The organism is Haloarcula sp. H-hyl6, from assembly GCF_056934455.1.
The window spans coordinates 2313897-2335825 of record NZ_JBRIIK010000001.1; the positions used below are offsets into that span (position 1 = coordinate 2313897).

Here is a 21929-nt window from a genome sequence, read left to right on the forward strand (position 1 = left end):
GGTGAGCTGACGGGACTGATTAAGTATCCCCTTGTCATTTGTCCTGTATGCGCATTGATGAGGAAACAGGAGCGGTCTATCGGAAAATCTTGGATGAACTGTCACCACCAGATGGCCAAGCCGTGTCGAGCGCGAGTATCGTCGAGAACGTAGACGCAGACAGTGGCGACATCAGTGATGCAATCGGCGATCTGCTACGATTTGGCGAACTCGAATTCATCAACACCAGCGGCAGTAACATGCACGTCCGAGTTCGCCTTCACCGTCCAACTGAGAACCAAAGTAAGCAAATGACACTCGCCGACGCGCAGAACCAGCATCATTGGCTGGCGTACATCGCTGACGAACACAACCCACGTACCACTCGTTCTAGGCGCTTATTCACGGCTCGTGATGCTGCTGAACGTCACCTCGGAACTATCGGGGGCTGCGATGAACTGACGCCAGTTCCCGGGCTCGAAAATGTCTGGTACGATTATCTTGGGGATTGGAATAGCGAATATGCTGTACTTCGGAAAGAGCCTGTTTTCACCCAATTCGACGATCCTTGGCCGTAGTGGGAACTGAATCCGTTCTAAAACCGCCCTACACCGTTTCAGCCGTCGGTATTCCCCGCTGGTGGTGATTCAAACAGGTCAGCCTCCCACATACCTTCATTACCATCCAATTACACTTCAGGGATATACAAACATGGTCGGTACCCCGGACAACCCTCTCACACAATCTTCGACGTATTCGGGCAAAGTGTATCGACTCTCGAGCACTCAAGGGTCGCTCAGTCTCCAGTTCCTTCGCGACCAACTGGACGGTACAACCATCCACCTAGATCCACCATCCGAGTACGAGGAAGATGATGACCTGATTAAGCCGGATGTATTCAAGAAAGACGGTAAAATCAAGATCATCACTACCATCGAAGACGTAGAAATAGTCGGGAACGGCAGCCTAAGAGCACTCTCCGGGAATATTGTGCTCGACGAAACCGGTTCAGTTGTATTCCGGGATGATCGAGTTTTGATCTTGGATACCGAGTCTGTCCGCTTCCTCACCTTTAGCGACGGTGATGACTACTACATGGTGCTGATTGCCGGACGAAATCTAGTTGAAAACGTTCTCGAGATCATCCGTGAGAAACTCGGAAACCTGGATCTCTCACTCCTGGAGGTCAACCTCAGCTCAGACGACATCGAACATATTGCCGACCAGCTAGCCGAAGAACTTCTGAACACGACATTCCAAGATTTCCCCCAGTCCTCGATAAACAAGAAGTACATCTCTGGCCGCGGCTATCAATCCGAACCGGAATACCAAGAAGAAAAGAAACGAGGATCGGTGCGCACTCACATGATGGCAACACAGGAAATCGGCAAAGGCGAGAAAGTCATCAGTATATCAGAGGACGCGCTGGTTCGAAGCTACTCTAACATGGAACTGGAGACCTATCTTACGCTGATTCAGGAGTACCTTCTCCCCCAAATCTCAAAACAATCGACGGTGACTGACTTCACGGAACCAGGTGACCAGTCAACGGTAAACGACTTCGCCGACCAAAACTGAATACCACACTATGCCGTTCCCCGGACAACAGTCGGTTCTCGAACTTGTCGGGGGGATCTCTCTGCTGGCGTTTGTGCTGTTTGTCGTGAAAACCTTCCTCAATTCGGTGTTCGCTCGCCTAATCGGTGATCGAATCGTTGATCGCTGGATTTCACAGGCCAAGAAGAAGGTCAAGGCATACCAAACGCGGTATAAGAAAATCAAGGCGGACTTGGAGTTCAGTGCGTATGTAACCGACAGTCGTACCGTCAGCGAAGCTTCTGAGTCTGTAGAATCAGCCATCAGAAGCAGTGTCTCGCGTAGCAAGGGTGCGGCGGAAGTTCAGGAATTCCACTGGCTAGACGAGACAACGGCCAGCGTGACCGTCGATTACCTCAATAGCGACCCTTTCGAGATTACGATAGACCTCATACAGGACAACAGCTCGTTCTCAGATTCAAACGTGAATTCGGTTGCTGACGCGCAACTGGATTCTATCGGCGTGGACATTCGCTTTGAGTTCGATTTTAGAAATCTCAAGGGCGTACTCATGGACGTCGGAACCTTCGCGCAATTTCTTCGAGAGAGCATGGATGAAGAGTTCAGTGTGAAGTCAGTTACGGAAAGTCGGTTCAAGGTCGGGACGCTGGAAAATGATTTGACCCTCGATGACTGGATTCAGGAACAACGTTTTGAGACCAGTCTGTTGCTGAAGGACGAACAGGGTGAGCGATCCATCGAATTCCGTGGCGATGAGGCGGTCATCACTGCACCGTACCCCGAGGTAGATGACCAGACGGCGGAATACATCCGCCTCACATTACTCAATTACTATCTCTAACCGCTATTGTGGAAGGTTAGAGTTCGTTTGCGATTAGAAATTCGAGTAGAACAACCCGCGGATAAAGTGTTCTAGCCATCTATTCACGTCTCGGAACGCTGCTGAAGGCAACACCTCAGAAAGAGCCGATAGCCCATTCTAAGCCCCTGGCCGTAGTCGAACTTTAAGTCGCTCAGACACTCTTGTAAGCACATGCTCAGAATCGAAGGGCGAGAAGCCAGTGAACTTCCCCCGACATCCTTGAGTGATCAAGGCCTCGAGGAAGACGATCTCCGAGAATGGGTGATCGCAAATTCGGCCGAGATTCTTGGGGAAGATTTGCTTGTCATCGGTCGAGAGGTAGAAGTAGCAAACATGGGAGACGGTATCGACATCCTCGCGGTTGATAGGGCTGGTAATCTCGTGGTGGTGGAACTCAAACGAGGCGCGCTACGAGGATCAGTCGACTTCCAGTCTCTAAAGTACGTCTCATACGTCTCTCGATGGTCCTACGACGACATCAAGCAACAGTTTGAGATGTTCCTCCAATCAGAATGGGGGATTGATCTACACGGCGAGGACGCTTCCTTCGCGGAAGTTATCGAAGAATTCTGTGATGACGATTACGAACTCAACGCTACGCAGCGAATTTTCTTAGTCGGCAATAAGGTTCGAGAACGTATTGGCAGCGTCGTTCTTTGGCTAAGGGAGCAAGATATTGACGTTAGTATTGTCCAGTTCTCGCTGTTCAAAGACGACGAGGAAGAGTTGTACCTCGACTCAAAGACTATCGTGCCGACCTCTGATCTGGAGAAGTTCGAAACTGGTGAATCACCCTCTGACAAACCCTGGAAGGTCAATGGGAAACGGTGGCATCTCGAAGAGCGGATGAACGAAGAAACAGCCGCGCTCGTTCGTCAGATGGTCGATCGTTTGACTGAGATTGATGGACTGGCTGGTCCCAGTTGGACACAGAAAATCTACATCGCCTTCCGGATTGAGGGGACGAATAGGGCACTCTTGCGGACGCGAGCAAACTCAGTACAGGTCGACCTTCGTGACTTCCCCGTTACCGACGAAGAGCAATTGATAGGCGCTACGTCCGAGCTTGTCGGCGACGCAGAACAGGTTAGTCTGGATACTGAGTTCCAAGACACTCGCACGAGGTTGCAGATCAAGTGCATGCCTGATGATGAGATTGATGTTGATCAGTTAGCAACATTCGTCGAATCGCTGCTCGTTGATGAGTCCCTGAATAGTGCTGAATCGCCTGCCGCACTCGAAAACTAAGTATTCCCACTACTACTCACATGGAGATAGCCCTTGCCGCAATCGTGCGATTCGACTATTGTGAAGCATCATCTGAGGAATCTCTCAAGAACAAACTTTCGATGATGTACGACGAAGAAGGTGAACAATTTGGGGGGCCGGTTATGGGAACCGGTGGAACCTGGCGACGGACGATATATTCCGCAGACGGGGAGTCATTCGATGATCTGCCTGAATTTGAGAAAGTATTCACCCTAGTTGAGCCAGACTGTCGACATATTCTTGACGTCACGACAGTCGCGGTTCTCTCAGACTCACAGATTAGCGACCTCACAGAACAGGATTCATCGCGTACCCATGTCGTTCAGAACGAACTGATGGATTCACTCAATTCGGTTTCTGAGTCCATACCCAGTATTGTGGATCCCGAGCGTCGTGACCCGCCGACAGTATTCTACCTAGAGCCGGCCGAAGAACAGGAAATAGGCATTGAGGGCGGTTCGATCGACACTGAAGTTATACATGAATATCTCGAGGAGCACCAAGCCTTCCTCGGGAAATTCCAGTTCTTGTTAGGTCATCCAATCGAGTTCACCGGGGAAGACCTCATCACGCCGCAGTCATCTGGTCCCGATGGCACTCGAAGCCTCACGGTTCTCAATACTACTGCCTCGTATGAACCTCAGGAAACCGAACCGTGGGGGCCTTCGTGGCTTCGTCGTATTGAGGGCGCCCTCAAACCCTATTTCCGAACTGATGACTGGTTACGTCACCGACGGGACTTAGTTGCAGATATTGACCGGGAAACACATGGAATCAGCGACATTCTCAACCAAGAGCCAGATGACGTTGAGGCCGCTCTCTCCTCAGAGGAAGACCTTGAAGCACTGCGTCGTGAGTGGACAGACGTATACACGAAACTGGTTGACGAGGTTGCCGTCCTTCGAGAAGAAGCCGGTTGGTTAGAAGACGAAGAGCGAATATTTGCGACTCCAATTTCACCACCAGCGAGACCTGAACAAGAGATGTCAATGTTCGACTCCTACGACGAGCATCTACGCGAGCTATTCAAAATAGTTGAGAACGACCTTGATCGGGTCGGCCGGAAGCTGGATCGTATCTCCCAGTTTATTCACGATACTGTGGCGGCGCGTACAGCCTCCGCTAACGTAGACCTCCAGAAGGACATCAAGAATCTCACGATAATACTGACCGTACTGACGGTTGTTCTTGCGATACTAAGCCTAATCCAGTTCCTGTAGCATCTACGAGGCACTCGTGACATACTTAGATTTACATGATGGTGGCCTCATCTCTCCGTAAATGCGGGGAATATTGAGTCTGTTCAGGAAGGCCAAAGGGGACTACCGGAACAATGCTGAGGCAGCGTTCATACATGGGCTTCGAATTCTCAGCATCTGGGGTTTAGTGGCATTAGGGGCCGTTTCGGCGCTTACAATGGAGGGGACTATCGCACCTCTGCAAGCGGCGCAAGCGTTTGTTTACGCTGGCCTGATGTTCTTGTTTGACTTCGCCCTCCTCAGTGACATTGCCCTATTCTTACGGTTCACTGGACCAGAACTGTTCGGTCTGCTTGGTTTCTCGAGCTTGCTCGCTGTTGTACGGGCAACAGGAGCGCTCTCGATTGCTCTCCGATGGTGGCGCTCTTAGCCAAGTGCGATAACCACTGCCTCTCCACTCGTATTCTTAGTAAGGTTGAAATCAGCCAACGCGAGAGTGTGCGGTAATGGATACTCCCCTATGGCAACTTGATGAAAATGAAGTTCGTAACCACGCTCGCAAACGGATGCATGACCTCACGCGGGACACTTCAGGTGATTTCTTTGTCTACGTACTAGAATGTGAGCCTGAGGTAAGGCTTCGCAAGGAGATTGAGGCATATGACGGAAAGGCGATCGCTGAAGCCGTACATGAGGGCGAAGACGCTTGGCTGAACTATCCTGCAAAAATTCGGCCACCTGTAGGAGATCACCAGTCGAACTTTCCAAAGTGGGTCGAACAGGCGGTTGAAGCAGACGAGGCTGTGTTGAATCACTAGACGGCGTCTGGATAGGTCGCTAAATCGAAGGAGTTGAAGCGGGAGACTTCAGTTGTCTATGACCCAAATCTCCCGCTTCACTAGCGAAATCGTCCCGATTTCTCAAAGAGTTACTGGCGATGGAGACGAATCCGCCGCCCCGGAAGGTGGCGGCGGATTCGCCGACTATGCCCTCGTTTCCCTCCACTGTCTGCGGATTTACCTCGACACGTCCTACCGAATGACGATTGACCTGCTCAAAGAGATGCCACAAATAACCGGGGAGATCGGCCTCAGCGCGGCCGATCTCCCCTCTCCATCCACGTTGTGTAAAGCGTTCGACCGGATCAGTATGAGCGTCTGCCGAGTGCTGCTGCGCCAGTCGGCGCAGCTGCACGACCCCTCGAAACACGGCGCGATCGACGCGACATTCTACGAACGCTCAGCTGCGAGCCGCCACTACTGCCAGCGAATAAGCTACCGCGTGCAGAAGCTGAAGGTCACGAAACTCGTCGATACAGACTCTCAAGCCGTTCTTGACGTTCACTGCTCGACGAACCGTGAAGGGAGCGACGCAGACCTCGCCGAGCAGATCGCCCGCCGGAATGCGGGCGATCTGCGGTCTCTTGCCGCCGATAAAGGCTATGACAAGCAGTCGCTCCGCGAATCCCTTCGTGACCTCGGGATTCGCCCGCTCATCAAACATCGCATCTTCGCACCGTATGATCACGCGCACAACGCCAGAATCGACGAACAGCGCTACAATCAGCGCTCGATGACCGAAACCGTGAACTCGGCTGTGAAGCGCTCGCTCGGCTTCGCCGTGCGAGCGCGTTCGTGGTTCCGCGAATTCCGAGAAATCGCGCTGATGTGTGTCGTCTATAACATCAAGCGAGCTGTGAAACAGTGAATTCCACCGCTATATGGCGATTCAACACAGCCGTTGAAGCAGACGAAGTTTACTACGTAGGCCAGACCTTGGAGCCGGTTGACCGAATCGCCGAACACGCCACTGCGGGTGAGAACTCTGCCTTTGCCACCCGGCTTTTCCCGCCAGTGTCTGTTATCCACATGGAACGAGTTCAGAGTCGAGAAGAGGCAAAGGCCTTAGAGGATCTTATTGCGCAGGTCATCAGCTTTGGTTGTGAAATTGAAAGCAAACACTATGGAGGGTACGGTACCGTCCCAGATCGATTACACGATCGGTTGGAAACGTTTGCTGACCCGGACGGCCCTGATTTAGAGATTGAAAATGGCCGAAATCTCGCTACGTTCCACGCTGCGCCAAATGATTACTGGACAGCTCACCTCGTGGACCGCGTCACCGAACTCCCGCTCCCGATGACTCCTTGGGACGTTCACGAAGAGCATGATGCGTACCCGATAGAGGAATCAATCGTTGTTGATTGGTATTTGACCTCTTTGGAGTCCGCTGCGAAGAACAGCTCTTTCCAGTATCAGGAAGACCTCCTCCTGAAGCATATCGAAAAGTTTGAGCAGTGGGTTGAGGCTTCAGACGAATACCCCGATCGAGGAGATCCCGAGGACAACTACTGGGATGCAGACGAGGGGATTGAATCGACAGAGGAGGGCAAGCAGTATTTTTGGGAATTGCATGACCTTGCGAAAGAACGAATCCTCGATCCGTTTCTTGAGGAGTTCCGTGAAGAGACCCGATCGTTGCATCCATCACCTATCCGGTTCGCCTACAGCGATAAGTCACCAAATATGTCTCTCAAATCTGGTCCAGAAGGAGAGGCATCGACTTCTACCAAGGGGAATCAGGAGGGGGGAGAGGAACAAGGAGCATTAACCAATCAAGAGCAATCCCGATTACGTGATGTTATCGAACTAGCACCTACATCGAATAGTGAGCTCCAAAACCGATGGGGACTTGACGAAAGTGCTGATGTCCACCACTACTTAGAAGATCATCTTTCAGAATGGTACTACAGGGACGCAGATAGTCGAATCCGTCCAACTGACGACGCTATCGACCATCTACAGTCATAAACGCGAATATTCCCTATTCCCCCATTCGATCTGGCCCATGGTCTCTATACACAAAAGAAGAGAATAAATTCGAGGTTAGATGTCGTCCAGATACCGCCTACACTGTTCCATCTTCTCACGCTCTGTATGGCGGTCGTAGTGCTTGTCGAGCACGTCGCCACTCACGTTTGCGCGGTCAGATACAGCTGGCCGAGCCCTTCTTAGCTCCGGGCGCAACCAAGGGCCGGCTTCCGGCGCCGGAAGCGCAGGCGCGCGAAGCCCGCCGAAAACAGCGGGTCGCGGGTCGGAAGCGCAGCGCCGAAGGCGCGAGGACCGAGCGTGGACGTCCGCCCAAAACGGCGCGTTAGCGCCGCGCGACCGGCAGAAACCGAGAAAGTCAAGCCTGCCGGGCGGGAACTGATTGAACGCCATTCTGACCAAGAGGGGGCGCAAGACATTATGGCGCTTTCGGAGCGACTAAAGCAGGAGATCAATTCAGAGGGTATTTCGGCAGTCTTGGACCGTGTGTACTCAGAATATCCTGAATACGCTGAGAATAGCGTTCTTCAATAATTGCTCACTTGGCTTCTCAACGCTAATTGCTCTCGCTAGAATCCCGTAATCAGACTGTTGGAAGTTCCTGCTAAACTCTCGTTAGTCCCTCCTTCCCTAATCGCGGCCGTTGAGCCATTCGATTGCATCATTGACAAGGCCACGCCGATACTCGATCAACTGTCGCTCCTGTCCTTCGGACTGGCCAGCGCATTCAGCCAATTCCTGGCGGAGTCGGGCGAGCTCTTTTCGGTCGTGTTCTTCGACAAGGCGCCGTATCTCTTGTTCGCGCTCGTAGTCCGGGTTGGACGCGTACGTTCTCTCACCACCGTCGTCGACAGTCTCCACCACGCCGGCATCGGCTAATTCTGAAAGGTGCTTCTGCGCTGTTTCTATGGGTACGAGGGCTGTATCAGCTATCCAGCCGGCCGGCCGCGGTTGCGAGAGGGTGCGCACGACGCTACGCACGCGCTCGCCATCAGACGCTACGTTCTCCCACTCTGACCGACCCATAGGTCAGAGTAAACACAAGAAGAGAATAAACCCGGGGTTAGATGTCGTCTAGGTACCCCCGTCGCTGTTCCATGCGTTCGCGCTGTGTGCGCTTGTCGTAGTGCTCGTCAATGACCTCAGCCGAGACGTTCATTCGGTCGCTCACAACCTCAGTCGGTACATCTTGCGATAGCCAGTGCGTGACCGCTGCTCGCCTGATCGCGTGTGGCGAGCGTGATTCCGGGCATTTGCTCGCAGTCATCCTGCTCTCGACGGCCTCACAGTCGTCCGGGTCACGCCCGTGTGGGCACTCGACGCCGTACATGCAAGGACGCGACAGTCGGTAGACCCACGTTCTGAGAGTATTCCTTGTTGCTCGACCGTGCTTGCTCGTCAGTAGCGGTCGGCGGCCGTGGTCGTCGGTCACGTCGTGTCGATGTTCGTTGAGGTAATCGTCGATGAGCGTCGCCGTTTCGGTCGTGAGGGCGATTTCGCGCTCGCCATGCTGGCCGTTCTTCAGGGGTGTTTCCGTCTCTGGATTGTGTCGAATCTCGATACGGCACTCGCGGGTATCGACGTGCTCGACATCGATCGCATGAACTGTGCCGACACGACAACCGCTCTCCCACAACAGCTGCAAGAGCACGTGGTGGTGGCTCGCGTATCGATACTTCCTCAGGTAATCGAGGATCGTGTTGATTCGGTCGCGTGGGAGGATTGTCTCACTACGGTTCTCTTCTCGCGTGATCGAGGGGCTGATTACGGACTCTGCGAGCCCGTCACGAACCGCATCGATGGCGATACAGAACCGTATGAACACGCGTAGTGTGTCGAGATGAGACTTGAGCGTGACCGTTGAGACCTCCTGCTTGCGGGAGATTTTGTAGCGTTGGATGTCGCGTCCGGTCACGTCGTTTAGGTTGTCGATTCCAGCGTCGTCGCACCATTCTGCGAAGCGCTCAAGGCGGTACCCGTGGGAGCGTAGCGTCGCTTCTGCGAGCTCGCCGCGACGGTCGCGCTTGTACATACTGAGTGCCTCCCTGGGAGTCAGAGGTTCGAGGTCGTCGTTCGGTGGGTTCGATGGCATAGTGTTGCTCCGGTGTGAAGGGAGCGACCAGTCGAGTTGGCGTTCCGTAGCCACGGGCGTGCCCTGGTGGCCGAGATTCACGGTGGAAGCGCAGGCGGGCCGAAGGCCCGCCGAGAACCGCGAAATCGGGTGGAACGTCTGACTCGCGCCGGCCCATACCACACCCCATTTTCAGGGTTTCAGACGGGTAGCGGTCGCTCCACGAGACTGACCGTACCACTCGCCGAGCGAGACAGGTGCCATTCCTGCGGTGGCATTGAGAAGCGACGCCAGTGACGCCCCGCGCCCGACGGCGGGACCTCCCGGCCGCGACTCAGTCCTCTGCGGCCGGGGTGGCGACAGTCGACTCCGCCGTGGCCGCCTCCCGAATACTTTCGAGCAGTCGCATCGTCCACCCGGCCTCGGCCAGCGGAATCGGCATCTGGCCGTCGTTCAGGATGGCCTCGGCCTCCTCGTCGAACTGGTAGTAGTGTTCGTTCAGTTCCTTCTCGACGGCCCACTCGTCGGAGACGGCGCGTTCGGCGACGGCGTAGGCGTTCTGTGCCGTGCCCCACACCCGGTCGCCCGCTCGGTCGAGGTTGTTCAGCGCTCGCCCGACCGACGACCCGCTGTAGTCTCGGTCCAGCGTGACGAGCGTCTGTGAGACGACGTCGGCGACGAGCGTCCCCTCCTCGCCGTGGACGTAGACCACCTTGTTCGGGATGCCGCCGCCCATGAGGGTCGCACTGCACTGGACGTCGGCTTCGCTGACGTACTGCAACTGGACGGTGTCGTAGCCGAAGTCGCGGTCGTACTCGCGGTGACAGCTAGTCTGGACCTGTATCGCCAACTCGTCGCGGGGGTAGCCACCGGCACGGAGGAGGATGTACAGCGGGTGGGGGAGCCCCTCCTCGAACTCGCCGCCCAGCAGTTCGAAGGCCCACTCGCCGCGCATGACCGCGTCCGGCGGGGTGTCGCCGGTGTGGATGTGGTCGACGGCCCGGACCTGCCCGACGTCGCCGCGGTCGACCCGCTCGGTCAGTGCCCGCATCACGGGCGTCAGGCAGTGGTTGTGGACCGCGCTCACGCGCACGTCGTGCTCTCGTGACGCACTCGCCAATCGCTCGTACTCGGCGACGGTCTCGGTGATGGGCTTCTCGACGAGGACGGGAATCCCGCGCTCGACGGCGTCCAGCGCGAGGTCGAGGTGGGTCTGGACCGGCGTACACAGGTGGACCCACTCGACGCCACCCTCGTCCAGCATTCGCTCGTAGTCGGTGTAGACGGTCGCGTCGTTGTCGGCCGTCATCGCACGGGCCCGCTGTTCGTCGATATCACAGACTGCGACCAGTTCCGTCCGCGGACAGGCGACGATACCGTCGAGATGCGTCTTCGACACCGTCCCGCCGCCGACGACTGCCGTTCGGAGTGTCATATGCTTCGGTGTTCGCCGGTGTACCCATTGTTATGGAGCGCCGACTCCGCCCCCGGACGGCACCGGCGACCGAAACCCGGCGGTCGGTCACCGAGTCGAACGGACCGTTCCGCTCGGCTGTCAGTCCGTGGCACGCTGGGTGGGCTCCACGTCGGCGGTGGCGGCGTCCTCGGCCGTGTCGACGTACTCCTGGAGCCAGCACTCGACGGTCGTCACCACAGCGAGCGCGTGCAGGTGGTCGGCTTCCTCCTGCTCGTGTTCTCGCTGGAGGCGTCGTAGCGCGGCGGCGTCGAACAGGTCGCGGTCGCAGGCGTCGTCTATCCAGCCGTCGACGGTCTCCCGAACGGCGTCGTTCTCGCGGTACCACGTCCCGAAGTGCCCGTCGGGGTGCCCGTCGTTCGTCACCCGCCAGTAGACGTGCTTGGCGATGAAGGTGGCGTCGTGCTGCCACATCGAGCGGGTCAACGGCAAGCGCGTCCGCTCGTAGGGAATCGCCGCCTGCTCGCCGTCCATCTCGGTGATGACGTCCTGTTTCAGCGGGGCCATCGCCCGCGGGATGCGGCCGTTCGTGCCCGGGACGTACCCGATACGGAAGCGGTCGTGCGGCATCTGCGCCAGGTGGTCCAACAGGGAGCGGTCTATCCACGGGAGGCGCATCCCGACCTGACTCCGGTAGAGTTCGTCCGACCGGAAGTGCGTGTTCGAACAGAAGTTCCGGAACCACACGTCCATCACGGTCTCGACCGTCGAGCCGCCCGCGCTCTCGGCTAGCTCGGTCCTGATGCTGTCGTGTGGGTCGGCGTCGCCCACCACGACGTTGTCGATGACGTCTCGCTCGACGTCGCCGCCGAGGCGCCTGACGCCCTCGAACGCCGAGTCCACGCCGGTCACGTGGTACAGCCACGGCTCCTCGCCGAACAGTTCGCCCTGCGGGGCCGCTTCCATCACGATGTCGGTCCGGTCGTGGAGGCGGTCCATGATGTAGTCGGGGTGGAGATACACCGTCCACGGCTTGAGCCCGCTCGTGACCCTGATGCCGCGTCTGACCTGCGTCGCGAAGTCGCCGGGTTCGAAGACGACTCGCTCGTTGTCCACGTCCAGTCTGTCTGCCACCTCCCGGGCGATGTCGACGTTGCTCCCGTCCGGCGGGTTGCTGTCGTACGTCAGCGTGTCGAACTCGACGTCTTGCTCGGCCAGCGCCGCCGCCAGCGTCCTGCTGTCCAGCCCGCCGGAGAGCCACAGGCTCAGGTCTCCCTCCATGGTGTCGGCCACGTTGGCCAGGGCCTCGCGATACCGCTCGACGGTCTCCTCGACGTACCCCTCGGCGGGCTTCGTCCCGTAGTCAGGCCGCCAGTAGCGCTCGGTCCTGAGCCTGCCGTCGTAGGTCAACAGGGTGGCCGGCCGGAGCGCCGAGACGTCCTCCAGCAGCGTCTTGTCCCCGAGCACGCCGCCGAACGAGAGCATGTCCCCGACAGCACGAGGGTCCGGGGAGGGGGCGTCGAGGTGGGCGGCGACGGCTCCGACCTCCGATGCCACCAGCAGTCCGCCGTCCGTCTCGGCGTAGAAACACGAACGCGAGCAGAGCAGGTCGCTGGCGACCAGCACGCGCCCGTCGGCGTCGGCACAGGCCAACAGGAACGGCCCACTCAGTTCGGGCAGGACCTCGCGCGGTCGCTCCAGAACCGCGTCGAACAGGGCTCGGTCGCTCTCGTACCCGAGGTCCGCCCGGTTCGAGACGACGCCGTGGACGACCCCGACCCGCCCGTCACCCTGCCAGACTGTGTGTCCGTTGGGGTCTTTCTCCCCGTGGTGGAGCAGTCCCAGTTCAGTCTCGCCTGCCGCGGCAGTGTCGAGTTCGTACCACGGTTCTCGGTGGAGGGCTTCGACGAGTGATTCTGCGGTTCCGGTGGTGCCGCTGGCGATGGCGATACCGACCATGGTAGTCGGTGACGAACCGCTTAGATTGTTATACGCCGTATTCGCGTCTGTATCGGAGATTAAGAAGCAGTGGTAGAAACTGTCTACTCCGGCGTTCGAGACGTGTGTGATGGCGTGTCGTGAGGCGTGCCAATCGCCTCCGACGCCACGTTCTTTCACACCGGGCCGCGAACTCTCGTCCATGTCCCCCGGAGACGATAGCGAAGAGACTGATGCCGACCGCGATTCGGCACACTCGTCCTACGTCTACTGCCCCGAGTGCGGTTCGAAAGCGTCCGCGGACTGGTCGTTCTGCCGGAGTTGCAACGCGTCACTCAGCGAGGCGACGTCGCCGAGCGAGAAACTCGTCGTGAGAAACGACGGGGAGGACGTCGATTTATCGGAGGTCGTCGGCGACGAGACGGGCTGTCAGAAGTGTGGTCACACGGAGGTCGTGGTCGACGACGTCGCGGTCACGGGCGACGGGTTCCCCCGGTTCCTCGAAATCCAGAACCGACTGTTCAAGGCCGCTTCCTGCACCAGGTGCGGGTACACCGAGTTCTTCAAGGGACGGCGTCGAGACGAAGTGATAGAGCTGTTCCTGCGGTGAAACCACTGACGACGCCGGGGAGTCGTCGGTGGACGGGCCGTTCATGTTCAGTTGTCTCATCGGTCCTCTCACGGTGCGTGCTGAGTGTGAGCGATTGACAAACAGCTATCACAGGCCACGTCGTAGTGTCAATGCATGACTACGACGTGCGCGAACTGCGGAGACGACCTCCCGACACAACGGTACCACGTCCATCTCTCGACGGGCGAGGTCATGGAGATACTGCTCTGTGAGGCCTGTCGACACAAGTTCGTCACCGCCGAGTGGGTCGAAGCGGTCGTCTGACCCCCGCTGCGTGACCCCTCGTTCGGACCGGTGGCGAGGTCGCTCGACACCACGAGAGGTGTCGGTGCACTGCCGGCGTCTCCAGAAACGGCGCGGACCGACTCAGCCGCCGACGTCGACGGGACAGCCAGCCACCTGTCCGCCGCGCATGCCGTCCGCGAGCCAGTAGATGGAGAGGACGAGGACGACGAACGCCAGCAACGAGAACTCCAGCCCGTCGAGGGGCAGTTGCGTCAGGACGCCCGTCACGCCGAACAGCGAGAACACGGCGGCGAGGATGGCCGAGCCACAGGCGGCACACCCCGCACCGAGCGTCCCGAGGAACACGCCGGCGACGCTCCCGCTCCCCTCGCGGAGTTTGACGCGGTTCTCGCGCAGGTGGTAGACGAGCATCGACGTGTTCACGCCGAACAGGGCGGCCGTCACGAGGAGGAACGCCTCGGTCAGCGGCGTAAAGGCCGTCCCAAGGATGGGGTACAGTTCGACGAGGACGGTGAGGCGGGCCGACAGCGGTAGCGCCCCGCCCAGCACGACGGACTGGACGAGCGGGACGTTCTGGGTGAGGACGAACAGCGACAGGCCCACGAGCGAGGAGACGACCGTGAGCGCGCCGTAAGTGGGAATCGTCGTCACCAGCCTGACGGTCCGGGCCACCAGCCGCCAGTCCGCACGGCTACTCGGAAGGTTGACTGTGCGCCCACTCATGGTCACACGCCCATAGCGTTCGCGAACACCTTGATGCTCTGATTCCCGACGACGCTGGAGACGAACTCCGTCCCGCGGAACAGGAAGAACGTCGGCGTGGAGTTGGTGCCCGTCTCCCGAACGATGCCCAGGTCGCTGTCGATACGCGATTCGTACTCGCCGTCACGGCCCGCCTGCACCACGGCTTCGGCGTCAACCTCGGTCTCCGAAGCGAGGAACGCCTTGCTTTCGGCGTAGACGTTGTCTTTCGAGAAGCTGTTCTGTTCGGCGTAGTAGTGGTCTTTCAGCGACCAGAAGGCGTCCTCGCTGGCCGCGTACGTCGCCTCGAGGACGTTCGTGGCCGGCCAGCCCCACTCCTCGACGTGGGGGAAGGTCCGGTAGAAGAAGGTCACTTTGCCGGGTTGGATGTAGTTCGACTTCAGTTCCGGGAACGTGGACTCCTCGAACCGGCGGCAGGCCGGACACGACGGGTCCTCGAACGCGACGACGACGCCGTCGCTTTCGCCCACCTTCGGTCCCAGTCGCGGCTCGTTCTCGAGGTCGGCGGCCGAGGCGTGCGACAGCGGCCCCGAGTCGCTCTGGTCGGTCGACGTCTTCGAGGAGTCACCCGTGTCCGTCGCCGTCGCACCACCGTCGCCGCCGGACCCGCCGAGACAGCCCGCGAGTCCCGCGAGCGCCGTCCCGGCGGTGGCGGCGAGGAATCTCCTCCGCGTTCGGTCTGACGTAGCCGCCGGTGTGGTGCGTGGTCCCTGCCGATGCTGACCGCTCCGCATGTCTTCGTCGGTCACGGGGGAAACGAGTGGCAGTTGACACTTGCTTATGGACCAGATAATGTCGCTCTCGCACACGACCACTTGGAGCGGAGATACGCAGAGACCTGTCCTGCCCCCGTCTCGTCGGTTCGGAACTGCACCGTGGCTGTGTTTCGTCCCGACACATCTAACCCGTACGGTCACCACCACCCGACATGCGCCAGTTCGTCGTCGTCGGTCACGACGCACCCACCACGCCCGACTTCTCGCTCGACGACCTCGCGGGGGCCGCCGGCCGCCTCGACGTCCTCTGTCGCTGTGTCAACAGCGCCTTCTTCCTGAGTCACGCCATCCGCGAGGACGTTCGCGCCCATCTCGTCCTCGCGGACGAGTACACGGTCTCCTTCGAGGGGAGCGACCTCCGCCGGCTGAACCCCGACGAGCGGTCGACGGCGGCGCTCGTCCGCAACGCCCTCGAAGAGCGCGAGGAGGCCATCGGCCACATCCCAGTCGAGACGTCGCCCGGCGTCTCGCTCACCCGCCGCGGGTTCGAGGGAACGCTCGACGCTGTCGCTCGTGAGGGAACGGTCGTCCAACTCCACGAGGACGGCGACCCGGTCGTCGACGTCGAGACGCCCGAGAACCCGGTGTTCGTCCTCTCGGACCACCACGACTTCGCCGACGCGGAGGCCGACCTGCTGGCCGAGGCCGCCGACGAACGAGTCTCGCTCGGCCCCGAACGGCTGCACGCCGACCACGCCATCACCGTCGCGCACAACTACCTCGACACGGACGGGTTCACACGGTACTGAGGATTTCCAGAACGGGAGAGTGCGATTTTCAGAGATAGGATGGGTGATAACCAGATACCGTCGACGAGCGGTCGTCTGTTCGTCGGGGTACGGTCGTGGCTTCGGGACGCCGAACCGTCCTCCTGACACGTTTCGGCCGACCCCAGAAGACCTTTCCCTCGCGCTACCGACGACGCCGTATGATGCAGACGGGCCGTCCGGTAGAGGAGGGTCGACCGGGCCGCCGCGGGCAGACACGCATGGGGGTCGAGTGACCGGATGACGACCCCGACACTCGACCGGCGGACGCTGCTGGCGTCGCTCGCCGGTGCCGGAGCGGCCTCTCTCGCTGGCTGTTCGATTCTCCAAGGTGGCGAGGACGCCGACGCGAGCGAGGTAGAGGGCGACCGGGCGAGGGAACTCGCCACGCGGTTCGCGCCGACGCTGTACTTCGACGAGAACGAACCGTGGTTCCCGACTGACCCACGGCCCTACACGAGTGAACGGGACGGCGAGACGGTCGTCGACGGGTTCGACGCCTTCGACGGCTATCACGAACGGTTCACCGGTGAGCAACCGCCGAACCCGACGGTGTTCTACCACGCCGTCGAGTACGAGGACTCGCCGCTGGCGGTCGTCCAGTTCTGGCTGTACTCGGCGTTCGACCAGTTCACGACCAACTTCCACTGGCACGACTGGGAGGTGCTCCACGTCTTCGTCGACACGGAGACGGACGACCCTCAACTGTACGTCGCCAGTTCGCACTCCCGGAAGGTGCCGAACAACGAGTTCCTCGACCCGGACCCGGAGGGCGTGCCGCGCATCCTCTCGGAGTTGGGCTCACACTCCAGCGCGCTGTCGGTGAACGACTCGCTCGACGAGTTCCAGCGCCTCCCGGAGGGCACCTCCTTCGCGGACATCACCAACAGCGCCATCGAGACGCTGGAGGACGTGGCGGCCATCCCCTTCGCCTACGGGTTGCCACGCGACGAGGGGTATCGACTGCCCTACGTCGTCCCCGAGTACGAGGGCGCGCCGCTGTACGAGCACCCGGACCTCCCGTCCGTCGAGCGGTCCGACCTCGTCAACGAGGCGTTGACTGTGCGCTCGCTGGACTCGCTCTCCTCGCCGCCGACGGACCTGCCCGACCGGGCGACAGGGCTGGTGTTCAAACACGCCGAACGCGAGGACAGCGACGAGGCCGACGTGGAGTACGACCTCGTGCCGACCGCCGAAATCGAGTCCATCACCGACTTCACCGGCCCGCAGTTGAGCTTCGAGTTCGCCGTCCCCGATTTCGGCGAAGACGCCATCGCCGGACACATCACGACGACGGGCGCGCCGTGGGGCCAGCCACGGTACGAGAACCCGGCGGCGGACATCTCCGAACCGAATCACCGGGCGGCGCTGGCAGAGCGGTACGACGCCATCGGCGAGGCGGCCGCCGTCAACACCGTCGTCGCGAGCATCTCGGAGGCCGTCCCGACTGACGACGCGCCCGACGACGAGGGGCTGACCACGCAGGAATCGACCGTCGAGGCCTTCGCACTACTCGAGAGCGACCCCGAGGCGGTCCCGACGTTCAACGGCGTCGCCGCCGTGCGGGACGTCCCGGCGGGCGACCATCGCCTGACGGTCAACCGCGCCGGCGCGGCCCCGCACAGCGAACGGGTCTCGGTGGCCGACGACGGTGGTCCGACGCCGGTAGGCGTCGACGGCGAGATTCCGACGGTCGCGAACGAGCGCGCCCGCAAACTCGAACTGGACCCGGCCGACGCCGACAGCGACCTGACCGACCTCGCCGTCGAAGACGACTTCGCCGGTCGACTGTACGAGTCGTCGCTCGACGGCCCGGACGGGGTGTACGTCCACGACGGCGGCGCCTACACGACGGAGGTTCGAGACGCCGAGGACGCCGTCGGCGCGTTCCGCGTGAACCCGGACCCGGCGGCCGACGGGACGGTCCGCATCGAGCGACCGAACACCGGGAAGGCGTCGCTGTCGACGTTCCTCGCCGACGTGGCCGAGGAGACCCGCGCGGCGGTCGCCGAACGGGGCGGGGGCACCACGCAGACCGACTCGGACAGCGGTGACGGTACGGACGGCGCAGACAACGCCGTGCGGGGACTGGCACAGGCGCTCGCCGCCGTGTCCGAGGCGGCCCGGCAGGCCGCAGAGCGAGCGCGGGCCGGCGACGCGGCCGGGGCTGACCAGCGACTCCAGACCGTCGCCGACCGTCTCCAGCGAGCGGCGACCAGACTCTCGGAGGCCAGCGACGACCTCCCCCAACCGCTGTCGAACGCCGCACAGAACCGTCTCGAACAGGCGGAACGACGTACTGAACAGGCTCGGAAGGCGGAGAAACTCTGACGCGTCGGCGCTCGGGACCAGCAGCGAACCGTGCGCGGCCCGTCGCCGAACCGGGTCGGCTACGCCCCAAGCAACCGCGCGGCACCGCCCGCCAGCAACACCAGTGCACCGGCGATGAACGTGCCGGGAACCGGGAGTACGAACAGGCCTGCGCCCAAGAGGAGCACTATCGTAGAGACTTTCATCGGACGTAACACTCCGGGCGTCCGACGGGTACTCTTTTGCCTTGCAATCGCCACGCGTTTATCAGTTCCCTCCCCAGACCCGCGTATGACCGAGGGCCTCGAATGGGAGACGCTCGCGACGGAGACGGCCTACACCTGCCCGGGGTTCGACGTGGTTCACGAGGACGTGCGCCTGCCCGACGGGACCGAGTCGGACTTCGACTTCCTGCGGGAGGGCGACAGCGTCGTGATACTCCCGTTCACCCCCGACGGCGACGTCGTCGTCATCGAGGAGTGGCGGCAGGCGGTCAAGCGGGTCAACCGCGCGCTCCCGGCCGGGAGCGTGGAGGCCGACGACGACGCACCACGGGCGGCCGTCGGCCGCGAACTCCGCGAGGAGACGGGCTACGAGGCCGACGACGTGCGCCACCTCTACACCGCGGAACCGGCCAACGGCTACGCCGACTCGGTGTTCCACTACTTCCTCGCCGAGGGGTGTACGCCGACGGCCGAACAGAACCTCGACTTCAACGAATCCATCCGCGTCGAGACGACGACGTTCGACGCGCTACTGGAGTCGGTACGGGACGGTGACCTGCAGGACGGCCGGTCGGCGGTGGGTATCATGTACTACGCGCTGTTCGAGCGGTGACTCGTACCAACGTTTATCGGGTAGAACGAGTTACCAAGTAACTATGGCGACAGCGGTCAAAGTCGACGAGGACGCCAAGTCCCGTCTCGAAGAGCTACAGGCCGAGATTCGGCTGAAAGCCGGGAAAAGCGTCACCCAGCAGGAACTCCTCTCGCGACTCATCGACGATGCCTACGAGTCGCGGGAGGAGGTCGTCGACTCGTTCCGAGAGTCGACCGTTCCGGCTGACGACGAGGACATCGAGGCGTTCCTCGACGGAACGTTCGACTCTGGTGTCGAGACCGACGAAGACGATATCGACGACATCCTCTACGGATGACAGTCCTCGTCGACTCTGGGGTCTTCTACGCACAGGCGGATGCGAGCGCGAGTCGGCACGACGACGCGATGGCAGCCCTCTCGACGATTTTCCGCGGTGGATACGGACAGCCGTACACGACCGACTACGTGTACGACGAAACTGTGACGCTGACGCTCTCACGAACCGGCAGCCACAGTGAGGCGAAACGGGTGGGACGACGACTCCGCGGCGTCGACGAGTTCCCCGACCTCGTCCGAATCCAGCACGTCTCATCGACAGTTTTCGACGCCGCGGTCGACGTCTTCGAGCAGTACGACGACCAAGGATTGACCTTCACTGACGCGACGACGGTCGCGTTCGCCAGAGAACAGGACGTCGACGCTGTCCTCAGCTTCGACGACGACTTCGACGGCCTCGTCGACCGCTTGGACCCGGCCGAACTGTAGAACACAACCCTTAGGCGCGCGCCCCGCCGACGACGGACAATGACGAACTTCGAGGTCCGGGCCTACGACGCCGCGGGCCGACTCGGCGAACTGGAGGTGCCACGCGCCGGCGTTACGGTCCAGACGCCGACTATCCTGCCCGTGGTGAACCCCCACGTCCAGACGGTCGACCCGTCGGCGCTCGAACACGAGTTCGGCGCGGAGATTCTCATCACGAACAGCTACATCCTCCACGGCTCCGAGGACCTGCGCGAACCGGCCCTCGAACGGGGGCTGCACGACCTGCTGGACTTCTCCGGGGCCATCATGACCGACTCGGGGTCGTTCCAACTCGCCGAGTACGGCGACATCGACGTGACCACCGAGGAGATTCTCCAGTTCCAGCGCGACATCGGGTCGGACATCGGGACGCCGGTCGACATCCCGACGCCGCCGGACGTAGAGCGCGAGCGAGCGGAGACGGAACTCGAAACCACCCAAGAGCGACTGGAGCGAGCGACCGAGGTGGACACCGGCGAGATGCTCGTCTCCGCGCCAGTGCAGGGGTCGACGTACCCCGACCTGCGCGAACGGGCCGCGAGAGACGCCAAATCGACGGGACTGGACGTGTTCCCGCTGGGTGCGGTCGTGCCGCTGATGAACGAGTACCGCTACGCTGACCTCGCGGACGTGGTCGCGGCCTGCAAGCGCGGCCTCGGCGAGACGGGGCCGGTCCACCTGTTCGGGGCCGGCCACCCGATGATGTTCGCGATGGCGGCCGCGCTGGGCTGTGACCTCTTCGACTCCGCCGCGTACGCGCTGTACGCCCGCGACGACCGCTATCTCACGGTTCGGGGGACGGAACTGCTCGACGACCTCGAACAGTTCCCGTGTCAGTGCCCGGTCTGTACCGACCACACGCCCGCGGAACTCCGTTCGATGGCCGACGACACCCGAGAGGACCTGCTCGCCCGGCACAACCTCCACGTCACGTACGGCGAGATTCGGACCGTCCGGCAGGCCATCCGTTCGGGGAACCTGTTGGAACTCGTCGACTCTCGCGCCCGCGGCCACCCGACGATGCTCGACGGCTACCGCGCTCTACTGGACCACGCCGAGCAACTCGAACGGACCGACCCCGTCTCGAAGGACGCCTTCTTCTACACCTCCACCGAGAGCGCGCGCAGACCCGAGGTGCTGCGCCACCACGAGCGACTGGACCGGTTCGACCTCGACGCCGACTCGGTGCTCCTGACCGAGGGCGGGTCGAACGACCGCTACGACGAGACGTGGGGCGTCGTCCCGCCGTTCGGCCCGTATCCGCGGGACCTCGCCGAGACGTATCCGCTCACCGCCGAAGTGCCCGACCGGACCGACCGCGCCGCCTACGAGGCCGCCGCCGACGGCGTCGCCCGTCTGGTGGACCTCCATCCCGACGTCGCGTTCACGCTGGTCCACGACGACTGGCCCGCGACGGCGCTGGAGACGGTGCCGGACGGGGTGCGACTGCGTGATTTGCACGCGCGGGAGTAGCGCACTGAACGACCGTCTCTGGGTCGGCGACGCGTGTTTTGTCGCTGATAACGGCGGTGCGACGGGACTCGAAGACACGCCAAATAATTGTCAGTAATCACTCACTCGATTGGGAGTTCGCAGGCAACAGGCCGGCGGCTAGTCACTGCTGGGTCGGCTTCCTACCCACCTTACTCGCGTCCCCTTTCCACCGGGGCCGGAAACCCTTGCTCTTTGAGGGAGGG

23 protein-coding genes are annotated in these 21929 nt (G+C 60.9%); 16 read left to right on the top strand and 7 right to left on the bottom strand.

Going from position 1 to position 21929, the window contains the following annotated elements:
* Window positions 1-47 precede the first annotated feature (47 nt).
* The 8 genes from Hhyl6_RS11960 (at window position 48) to Hhyl6_RS11995 (ending at window position 7676) form a co-directional block, all read left to right on the top strand.
* Window positions 48-557 carry a hypothetical protein gene (locus tag Hhyl6_RS11960; protein ID WP_483739417.1) on the top strand — a complete coding sequence of 170 codons (510 nt, stop codon included), beginning with the start codon at window positions 48-50 and terminating at the stop codon, window positions 555-557.
* 133 nt (window positions 558-690) lie between these two features.
* The gene (locus tag Hhyl6_RS11965; protein WP_483739418.1) at window positions 691-1557 is read left to right on the top strand and encodes a hypothetical protein; all 867 of its coding nucleotides are present in this window, start codon (window positions 691-693) and stop codon (window positions 1555-1557) included.
* Window positions 1558-1567: 10 nt separating this feature from the next.
* Window positions 1568-2377, top strand: coding sequence for a hypothetical protein (locus Hhyl6_RS11970; protein WP_483739419.1), 810 nt, complete (start codon window positions 1568-1570; stop codon window positions 2375-2377).
* A 192-nt stretch (window positions 2378-2569) separates the two neighbouring features.
* Window positions 2570-3646: a hypothetical protein gene (locus Hhyl6_RS11975; RefSeq protein WP_483739420.1), complete on the top strand. Its 1077-nt coding sequence runs from the start codon at window positions 2570-2572 to the stop codon at window positions 3644-3646.
* Between the two features lie 101 nt (window positions 3647-3747).
* On the top strand, window positions 3748-4887 hold the full coding sequence (locus tag Hhyl6_RS11980) for a hypothetical protein (protein ID WP_483739421.1): 1140 nt from the start codon (window positions 3748-3750) through the stop codon (window positions 4885-4887).
* A gap of 485 nt (window positions 4888-5372) precedes the next feature.
* Window positions 5373-5684 (top strand): hypothetical protein, encoded by a 312-nt coding sequence (locus Hhyl6_RS11985; protein WP_483739422.1) that lies wholly within the window; start codon window positions 5373-5375, stop codon window positions 5682-5684.
* 58 nt (window positions 5685-5742) lie between these two features.
* Window positions 5743-6573 carry an IS5-like element ISHwa3 family transposase gene (locus Hhyl6_RS11990; protein WP_483739084.1) on the top strand — a complete coding sequence of 277 codons (831 nt, stop codon included), beginning with the start codon at window positions 5743-5745 and terminating at the stop codon, window positions 6571-6573.
* Window positions 6570-7676, top strand: coding sequence for a DUF5797 family protein (locus Hhyl6_RS11995; protein ID WP_483739423.1), 1107 nt, complete (start codon window positions 6570-6572; stop codon window positions 7674-7676). The genes Hhyl6_RS11990 and Hhyl6_RS11995 overlap by 4 nt, the downstream gene beginning before the upstream one ends.
* Window positions 7677-8324: 648 nt before the next feature.
* On the opposite strand, the gene Hhyl6_RS12000 is transcribed toward Hhyl6_RS11995, so the two are convergent.
* From Hhyl6_RS12000 to Hhyl6_RS12015, 4 genes are all read right to left on the bottom strand, one after another.
* Entirely contained in the window at window positions 8325-8720 is a 396-nt protein-coding gene (locus Hhyl6_RS12000; protein ID WP_483739424.1) for a DUF7342 family protein, read from the bottom strand.
* A gap of 37 nt (window positions 8721-8757) precedes the next feature.
* Complete coding sequence (locus tag Hhyl6_RS12005; RefSeq protein ID WP_483739425.1) at window positions 8758-9726, bottom strand: tyrosine-type recombinase/integrase; 969 nt, start codon at window positions 9724-9726, stop codon at window positions 8758-8760.
* A 373-nt stretch (window positions 9727-10099) separates the two neighbouring features.
* On the bottom strand, window positions 10100-11200 hold the full coding sequence (locus tag Hhyl6_RS12010; RefSeq protein ID WP_483739426.1) for a Gfo/Idh/MocA family protein: 1101 nt from the start codon (window positions 11198-11200) through the stop codon (window positions 10100-10102).
* A gap of 120 nt (window positions 11201-11320) precedes the next feature.
* Window positions 11321-13138 (bottom strand): asparagine synthase-related protein, encoded by a 1818-nt coding sequence (locus tag Hhyl6_RS12015; RefSeq protein WP_483739427.1) that lies wholly within the window; start codon window positions 13136-13138, stop codon window positions 11321-11323.
* Window positions 13139-13319: 181 nt separating this feature from the next.
* Between Hhyl6_RS12015 and Hhyl6_RS12020 the strand changes: the two genes are divergently transcribed.
* Window positions 13320-13727 carry a zinc ribbon domain-containing protein gene (locus Hhyl6_RS12020; RefSeq protein WP_483739428.1) on the top strand — a complete coding sequence of 136 codons (408 nt, stop codon included), beginning with the start codon at window positions 13320-13322 and terminating at the stop codon, window positions 13725-13727.
* 135 nt (window positions 13728-13862) lie between these two features.
* The gene (locus Hhyl6_RS12025) at window positions 13863-14012 is read left to right on the top strand and encodes a hypothetical protein (RefSeq protein WP_483739429.1); all 150 of its coding nucleotides are present in this window, start codon (window positions 13863-13865) and stop codon (window positions 14010-14012) included.
* 102 nt (window positions 14013-14114) lie between these two features.
* On the opposite strand, the gene Hhyl6_RS12030 is transcribed toward Hhyl6_RS12025, so the two are convergent.
* A complete protein-coding gene (locus Hhyl6_RS12030) occupies window positions 14115-14717 on the bottom strand; it encodes a hypothetical protein (RefSeq protein WP_483739430.1) in 603 nt (200 codons plus the stop codon).
* A 2-nt stretch (window positions 14718-14719) separates the two neighbouring features.
* Window positions 14720-15505 (bottom strand): DsbA family protein, encoded by a 786-nt coding sequence (locus Hhyl6_RS12035; protein ID WP_483739431.1) that lies wholly within the window; start codon window positions 15503-15505, stop codon window positions 14720-14722.
* 179 nt (window positions 15506-15684) lie between these two features.
* Between Hhyl6_RS12035 and trmY the strand changes: the two genes are divergently transcribed.
* Window positions 15685-16281 carry a tRNA (pseudouridine(54)-N(1))-methyltransferase TrmY gene (trmY, locus tag Hhyl6_RS12040; protein ID WP_483739432.1) on the top strand — a complete coding sequence of 199 codons (597 nt, stop codon included), beginning with the start codon at window positions 15685-15687 and terminating at the stop codon, window positions 16279-16281.
* 258 nt (window positions 16282-16539) lie between these two features.
* Window positions 16540-18630, top strand: a complete 2091-nt coding sequence (locus tag Hhyl6_RS12045; RefSeq protein WP_483739433.1) for a hypothetical protein — start codon at window positions 16540-16542, stop codon at window positions 18628-18630.
* Between the two features lie 59 nt (window positions 18631-18689).
* Here Hhyl6_RS12045 and Hhyl6_RS12050 read toward each other — a convergent pair whose 3' ends face one another.
* Window positions 18690-18815: a transporter gene (locus tag Hhyl6_RS12050; protein WP_483739434.1), complete on the bottom strand. Its 126-nt coding sequence runs from the start codon at window positions 18813-18815 to the stop codon at window positions 18690-18692.
* Between the two features lie 85 nt (window positions 18816-18900).
* On the opposite strand from Hhyl6_RS12050, the gene Hhyl6_RS12055 reads away from it, so the two are divergent.
* The 4 genes from Hhyl6_RS12055 to tgtA are packed head-to-tail and all read left to right on the top strand — an operon-like array spanning window position 18901 to window position 21705.
* Entirely contained in the window at window positions 18901-19446 is a 546-nt protein-coding gene (locus tag Hhyl6_RS12055; RefSeq protein WP_483739435.1) for an NUDIX hydrolase, read from the top strand.
* A gap of 43 nt (window positions 19447-19489) precedes the next feature.
* Window positions 19490-19765 carry a hypothetical protein gene (locus Hhyl6_RS12060; RefSeq protein ID WP_483739436.1) on the top strand — a complete coding sequence of 92 codons (276 nt, stop codon included), beginning with the start codon at window positions 19490-19492 and terminating at the stop codon, window positions 19763-19765.
* Window positions 19762-20193, top strand: a complete 432-nt coding sequence (locus Hhyl6_RS12065) for a type II toxin-antitoxin system VapC family toxin (RefSeq protein WP_483739437.1) — start codon at window positions 19762-19764, stop codon at window positions 20191-20193. Before Hhyl6_RS12060 ends, Hhyl6_RS12065 begins: the two co-directional genes overlap by 4 nt.
* 39 nt (window positions 20194-20232) lie before the next feature.
* Window positions 20233-21705, top strand: coding sequence for a tRNA guanosine(15) transglycosylase TgtA (tgtA, locus tag Hhyl6_RS12070; RefSeq protein WP_483739438.1), 1473 nt, complete (start codon window positions 20233-20235; stop codon window positions 21703-21705).
* Window positions 21706-21929: the final 224 nt, after the last annotated feature.